The organism is Fulvivirga kasyanovii (assembly GCF_009711405.1).
In the GTDB taxonomy this organism is placed as follows: Bacteria; Bacteroidota; Bacteroidia; order Cytophagales; family Cyclobacteriaceae; genus Fulvivirga; species Fulvivirga kasyanovii.
Genome location: NZ_SMLW01000341.1, coordinates 1 through 6,235, shown reverse-complemented (window position 1 = coordinate 6,235; position 6,235 = coordinate 1). Strand labels below are relative to the sequence as shown.

Below are 6,235 nucleotides of genomic sequence, written 5' to 3'. Positions count from 1 at the left end.
TCCTCCATTTCAGCATCTATATCACTGTTTTCTCCCCTGGTTTGCCCATAGCTCACAAAAGCAGTGGACATAGAAATCAAGGTGATTGTAAATAGTTTAGCTCTGTTACTTCTCATCTGCTTTATTATATTTAATTGAATTTGGCCTGACCATGTAAATTACTACTAACATAGGGCAAAAACACGAGGGATCAAACGTTGATATTAGGCATCCAGTTTTGTAATAAGAGATGACAGAAGTTCGTCAAAGCAAAGACGTGTTAAAAGCTGGAACGCTTGCACCACAACGAGGGTTTTCCATCAACGACTCCCACATATCACACTTGACCATAAAGAAAGACCGCTGCGACAAGAATTATAAACAAATTCATAATTACTTGCAAGTGATACCAGTTCAGGTCTTTGGAAATATGGATAAACACCCGCAGTCCCTCCTATGCTCTTTAGCTAAAATGGCAAGACACGTGCAAAACGCACTTTTTGATTGATATTCTTTTTCGAATAGACGACTTACAGAACTAAATTGCGGCTTCACCAAACTTCCTAAATTTCCGTAAAGCGCAAGTTTACTTTTAAAGTTTAGAATCAGCTCAATTTCTTGCTTGACGATGCCCTTATTACCAATTCCGAAGGTACTACACGTCTGGTATTGTTTTCTTTTTGCTTGTTTTTCATCTGATCAAGAAGGCATTTGGCTGCTTCGTAGCCGATCTTTTCCGGGTGATGGCTTACTGAGCTAAGCTGCGGATCTACGATACGGCAAATGGGGAAATCACCAAAACCTACCACTGATACCCGATCAGGCACTTTTATGCCCATGCTTTTGAGTGTGAGGATGGACTCTACGCCCAGCTCATCGTTTACGGTGAATATACCGTCAATGTCGGGGTATTTATCCAAAAGCCTTTTTATGGCTTTTCTTCCTGTTTCTGGATCAAAATCGCATGGCACAATAAGTTCGTCATCCACTTCCAGGCCTTTGTCTTTCAATGCTTCTTTGTAGCCACGCATCCTGTTGAGGCTGGCCGCCAGGGTATCGGGGCCGGATAAGTGTACTATCCTTTTACAACCGGTGTCTATCAAATGGGTAACAGCGCGGTGTGCACCTTTAAAATCTTCAGCTTCAATTTTATGCACTTTAAAGCTGTCGCTGGTACGGTCAAAAAGCACAAGGGGTACATTATGCTCTATCACCCGCTGAATGTGCTTGATATTTTTACTACCCTTGGCGAGGGAAATGAGCAGTCCGTCAACTTTGGCTGACAAAAGTGATGAAATGTACTTTTTCTCAAGGGTTGGTGACTCATTGGTCTGGCATATGAGTACCTGATAATTGTTGGAAACGGCTACTTCCTGAATACCACTAAGTGCTGATGAAAAAAAATAGCTGGCTATTTTGGGTACTACCACACCGATGGAGAAAGACTTCTTGGTTCGCAGACTACTCGCCATCTGGTTAACATGGTAGTTCATTTTTTTTGCCACATCCTTTACCGATTTTCGGGTCTCCTCGCTAATATCGGGGTGGCCGTTTAAGGCTCGTGAAACAGTAGATGGGGAAATGCCCAAGGCAAGGGCAATGTCTTTGATCGTTACGCTCATGTCAATGTTTAATAAGTCATATAAAATAAAGCATTAGAAAGCATAATAACGAAGTTTTATCAGCAGAAATTAACATTGATGTATTTTTGTTGCGTATAAAACAGTTAAAACACCAACTAATAGCAAGGCTTTGGGCTAACCTTTAACAAAAAATATAAACAGGTGTAAATTAGGGGATTAAAAAGAAAAGTGTGCCGAAGAAGGGATTCGAACCCCCACGACCGTAAGGTCACATGTCCCTGAAACATGCGTGTCTACCAGTTTCACCACTTCGGCATATACTTTCAAAAAGAACTTAACTGTACTATAACAGTTGACTGCTTATGTGCGCACGAGAGGAATCGAACCTCCACGGCCGCAATGGCCACCAGGCCCTCAACCTGGCGCGTCTACCAATTCCGCCACGTGCGCTTACATGAACATTGGTCCCTTAAAGGGCCTCAAAAGTAATAAGGTTTTATTTTATAACCAATAGTTATTACCGGTCAATTTTCAGGAATATTTTATTGAGGTATAAGCTGGCTTACCATGAAAATTTTCAGCCTTAATCCGCCGGCAGCAACAACCCCTCCGTCTGCTTTTGCACAAGGGACGCGTAATAGCCGTCGTGGTGCAGCAAATCGCGATGTGTGCCCTCCTCTATTATTTTTCCGTGCTTCAATACAATGATCCGATCAGCATTGACCACTGTATTGAGCCGGTGGGCGATGATAAATGTAGTACGGTGCTCCATCAGTCTGTTGAGCGCTTCCTGCACCAGCGCCTCCACCTCGGCATCCATAGCGGATGATGCCTCATCCAGGATCAACACGGGAGGGTCTTTTACTATGGCCCTTGCGATGGCTATCCTTTGCCTTTCCCCGCCAGACAGCCTGCCTCCTCTTTCCCCGGCCACCGTTTCATAGCCCTCCGAGAGTTCCATAATAAAGTCATGGGCATTGGCCGCTTTTGCAGCTTCCTTTACCTCATCCATGGTGGCTTCCTTTCTACCGTAACGTATATTGTCGGCTATGGACTCATTAAACAAAAGTGCATCCTGAAGCACTACTCCCACCTGTTTTCTCAAAGATTTTTGCTTTACATTACGCAAGTCATAGCCATCCAGGGTTATGCTACCTTTTACGGGGTCGTAAAAGCGCTGTAGCAATGCGATCAGAGTGGACTTACCTGATCCGCTGGGGCCTACAAAAGCCACGGACTCGCCGGGTTTTACCTGTAAATCAAAATCATCCACTATAGGCTTGCTGCCTGTAGGATATTTAAAATAAATGTGGTTAAAGGCAACCTCCCCTTTAAGGGGCGGCAAATCGATAGCATCAGGCTTATCTCCCAGAAAATCCTGCTTATCAAGTATGGAAAAAATGTGTTCAAGGGATACAGTGGCTATCTGGAAAGTTTTGTAGACGCCGGTAAGGTTCTGCACCGGCCCGAACAGCCCGCCGATAAAGCCCAAGAAAGCAATGAGAGTACCTAATGTTATTTGATCTTCAGTGATCAGAAAGGCACCATAGGCAATGGCTGCAACCCTGGCCAAAAGTACAATGCTATTTTGAATGGCCGTAACCCTGCTGTCGTAACCCACGCCTTTTACCACTCTGCTGTTGGCTTCATCCACATCTTCCAGAAACCTCGACTTCTCATAATCTTCCATGGCAAAGCTGCGAACGGTAACTATCCCGGAGAGTACTTCATTGAAGCGTGAGTAGATCTTCCCCCATTTATTCATCAGAAAGCCTTCCCTGCCCCGCTGTGCAGGAGCGGCAATAGTGGCCACCAGGGCGGGCATAGGAGCAAAAATACATACGAGAAGGGTCATCTTCCAGTCGAGCTGCACCATGGCTACAATGGCCAGGGCCAGATAGGCAATAGCAGGCAACACGTTGAACGAAATATCAGCAATAGCCCCTACAAACCCCTGGATGCCACGCTCCATTTTGGTCATGATGGCTCCGGTACCCTGCGCGCGATGAAAGTCAATCGGCAGGCGATGCAAACGGCCCACCGTAACATTGAGCAGGCTGTAGTGCACACCAATCCTTGTTCGCCAGGTAAGCCAGTTGGAAGTGGAAGAAATAATCTCTTTGGCAAGCCCCAGCACCAGCAAAAAGGCAATGCCGCGGATCAATCTTTCTGCCTGTATATCTCCGGTGAGCCCATCAAAAATGTACTTCATGATAAGTGGCTCTACCACCCCTGCCACCGCCACCATAATGGTAAGTACAATAATCAAAAAGATATTCCACTTTTTAGGCGCAGCAAGAGCGAGGGCCCTTTTTAAGCGTTGCCAGTCTCCTGTTGTTTTGCCATTAGCCGGATCATTGTTTGCCATTATTCCTGATTGCTGTTCCTCGTAAAAATTCAACAATCCACACCGGAATATGTTCTGGCAGGTTTAACGCAAACAACCCATTTTTCCGGCTACATGGGAATCAATAAATAACGCCCCAAAACAGGAAAAGCTTTACAATTACTTCCTCCAGACAGAGTTGACAAAGTAGTGCCTCGAATCGTAAAAGTTACGGACTATCCCAAAGCCCACCTGTGTGGCAAGGCTTTCTATATCTTTCATACCATACTTTTGAGAGATTTCCATATGTATCGGCTCCCAGGCATCAAATGAAATAGCCGTATCCATAATTTCCACCGTTTGAGCTTTGGTACTCACCAGATAGCTGGTAGTGGTACCGCTAAGCGGGTCGTAGGTAGGGAAGTGCCTGAAAGCTGACAAGTCAAAATTGCCTTTCAGTTCCCTGTTGATCCTGGTTAGTAAATTGAAATTAAAATCCCTGGTTACACCGCTCTTGTCATTGTAAGCATTGAGGATAACTTCAGGATCCTTTTTCAGATCAAAGCCTATGAACAGCAGGTCTCCATCATTCAGGCCTTCGTAGAGGCCTTTTAAAAATGAGATAGCCTGAGATTGTTTGAAGTTGCCAATATTTGAGCCGAGAAATAGAACTACATTCCTTGTCTCTCCATTTTCCAGCTCCCTCAGTGCCTTCATATATTCGTTTTGGATGCCTTCCACCTTCAAAGAGGGGAATTCCTCCTCAAGGGAATCTTCCAGTATCTGCAAAACATTGCCGGAAATATCTATGGGACGGTAACGAAAGTCCACCCCAGCATTTAAAAAGCACTCCAGCAGCACTTTAGTTTTATAACCATCCCCCGCACCAAATTCCACAAGGTTAAATTTGGAGGTCCCGTCAATAAAAAGGTCAAGTATCTGTCGCTGATGTGTTTCGAGTATCTCATACTCGCACCGGGTCAGGTAGTATTCGTCCAGGTTCATTATCTCCTGAAATATCCTGTCTCCGTTTTCATCATAAAAGTACTTGGAAGATAAAGTTTTCGGTGTTGCGTTAAGCCCACTAAGCACATCTTGAGCAAACTGGGTAATCACAAGTTGGTCGTTCATTGAAAATTGTTTTTTATTGGTTTTTTGCCAGTCTTATCCCCGAAAACATCCATCGAAGATGAGGGTGAAAAAAGTTTCTGTAAGTAGCGCGTATATGGTCTTTAGGTGTGGCACATGACCCTCCTTTCAAAACCATCTGATTGATCATAAACTTGCCGTTATACTCCCCTACTGCACCTTCCGGTGCTTTATAAAAAGGATACGGAAGGTATGCACTGTTGGTCCACTCCCATACGTCACCATACATCTGGTCGTAATTGCCTTTCCGGGCCACCGGCTGAAAATTTTCTGCCTCCATAAAATTACTGGATTCATTTACGCCGGAGTGTCGCCTGCATGCCACTTCCCACTCAAATTCCGTAGACAGGCGCAGGCCTTTCCATTTGGCAAAAGCATCCGCTTCGTACAAGCTGACATGGGTGACGGGGGCATTGAGGTCCAAGGGTTTCAGACCACCATTGAGTGAGTACTCGTGCCATCCTCCATCTAAATAGTACCAGTAGGCCGGTGCGGTAATTTTATTACTATTTACCCACTCCCAGCCATCGGAAAGCCAGTGCCTGAAGTCCTGATAGCCCTTGTCGCTGATAAACCCCAGGTATTCACCATTGGTTACCAGCCTGTCCATAATACCATAATCGTGCAGGTAAATCTTATGCACACCCAGTTCATTGTCAAAGCAAAAGCCTTCGCCGTTATAGCCCATTTCGTACATTCCGCCTTCAACATGGAGCCAATCTGCTCCCGAAGGTGCATCGGATTCAGGCAGGGGATTATTGATATAAACCGGGAAGATGGGGTTGTTGCCCAGGATATATTTAATATCGTAGCACAGCAACTCCTGGTGCTGTTGTTCATGCTGGAGGCCAAGCTCAAACAGATCTGCCAGAGACTTGCTTATTTCATCATGACTGTCAAGGAAGGTGGCGATATGCTCATTTACATACTGCCGATAGTTCAGTATTTCTTTAACGGTCGGGCGGGTTATATTGCCACGATTGGTACGTATTACCCTGGCACCCACGCTTTCATAGTAGCTATTAAACAGGAAATTATAATTTTTATCGAAGGGCCTGTACCCTTTCATTTCAGGTATGAGAATGAAAGTCTCAAAAAACCAGGTAGTATGCCCAAGGTGCCACTTGGGCGGACTTACATCCACCACCGGCTGCACTACATGATCTTCGGGGGTTAAAGGTGAACAAATATCTTCCGT

Annotated in this window: 4 protein-coding genes and 2 tRNA genes; all 6 read right to left on the bottom strand. The window is 45.1% G+C overall.

Features of this window, described 5'->3' with window-relative positions; genetic code table 11:
* Positions 1 to 584: 584 nt before the first annotated feature.
* Entirely contained in the window at positions 585 to 1,601 is a 1,017-nt protein-coding gene (locus E1163_RS03410) for a LacI family DNA-binding transcriptional regulator (RefSeq protein ID WP_155169464.1), read from the bottom strand.
* A 192-nt stretch (positions 1,602 to 1,793) separates the two neighbouring features.
* Positions 1,794 to 1,877, bottom strand: a tRNA-Leu gene (locus tag E1163_RS03405).
* Positions 1,878 to 1,927: 50 nt separating this feature from the next.
* Positions 1,928 to 2,012 (bottom strand) — tRNA-Leu (locus E1163_RS03400).
* Between the two features lie 133 nt (positions 2,013 to 2,145).
* Positions 2,146 to 3,930 (bottom strand): ABC transporter ATP-binding protein, encoded by a 1,785-nt coding sequence (locus tag E1163_RS03395; RefSeq protein ID WP_155169462.1) that lies wholly within the window; start codon positions 3,928 to 3,930, stop codon positions 2,146 to 2,148.
* Between the two features lie 138 nt (positions 3,931 to 4,068).
* The gene (gene egtD / locus E1163_RS03390) at positions 4,069 to 5,019 is read right to left on the bottom strand and encodes an L-histidine N(alpha)-methyltransferase (protein ID WP_155169460.1); all 951 of its coding nucleotides are present in this window, start codon (positions 5,017 to 5,019) and stop codon (positions 4,069 to 4,071) included.
* A 13-nt stretch (positions 5,020 to 5,032) separates the two neighbouring features.
* The coding region (gene egtB, locus E1163_RS03385; RefSeq protein WP_155169458.1) for an ergothioneine biosynthesis protein EgtB at positions 5,033 to 6,235 on the bottom strand (1,203 nt) is incomplete at its 5' end.

Coding starts and splice junctions, on each gene's coding strand:
- E1163_RS03395 (WP_155169462.1), bottom strand. CDS start 3,930: ATGGCAAACAATGATCCGGCTAATGGCAAAACAACAGGAGACTGGCAA.
- egtD (WP_155169460.1), bottom strand. CDS start 5,019: ATGAACGACCAACTTGTGATTACCCAGTTTGCTCAAGATGTGCTTAGT.
- E1163_RS03410 (WP_155169464.1), bottom strand. CDS start 1,601: ATGAGCGTAACGATCAAAGACATTGCCCTTGCCTTGGGCATTTCCCCA.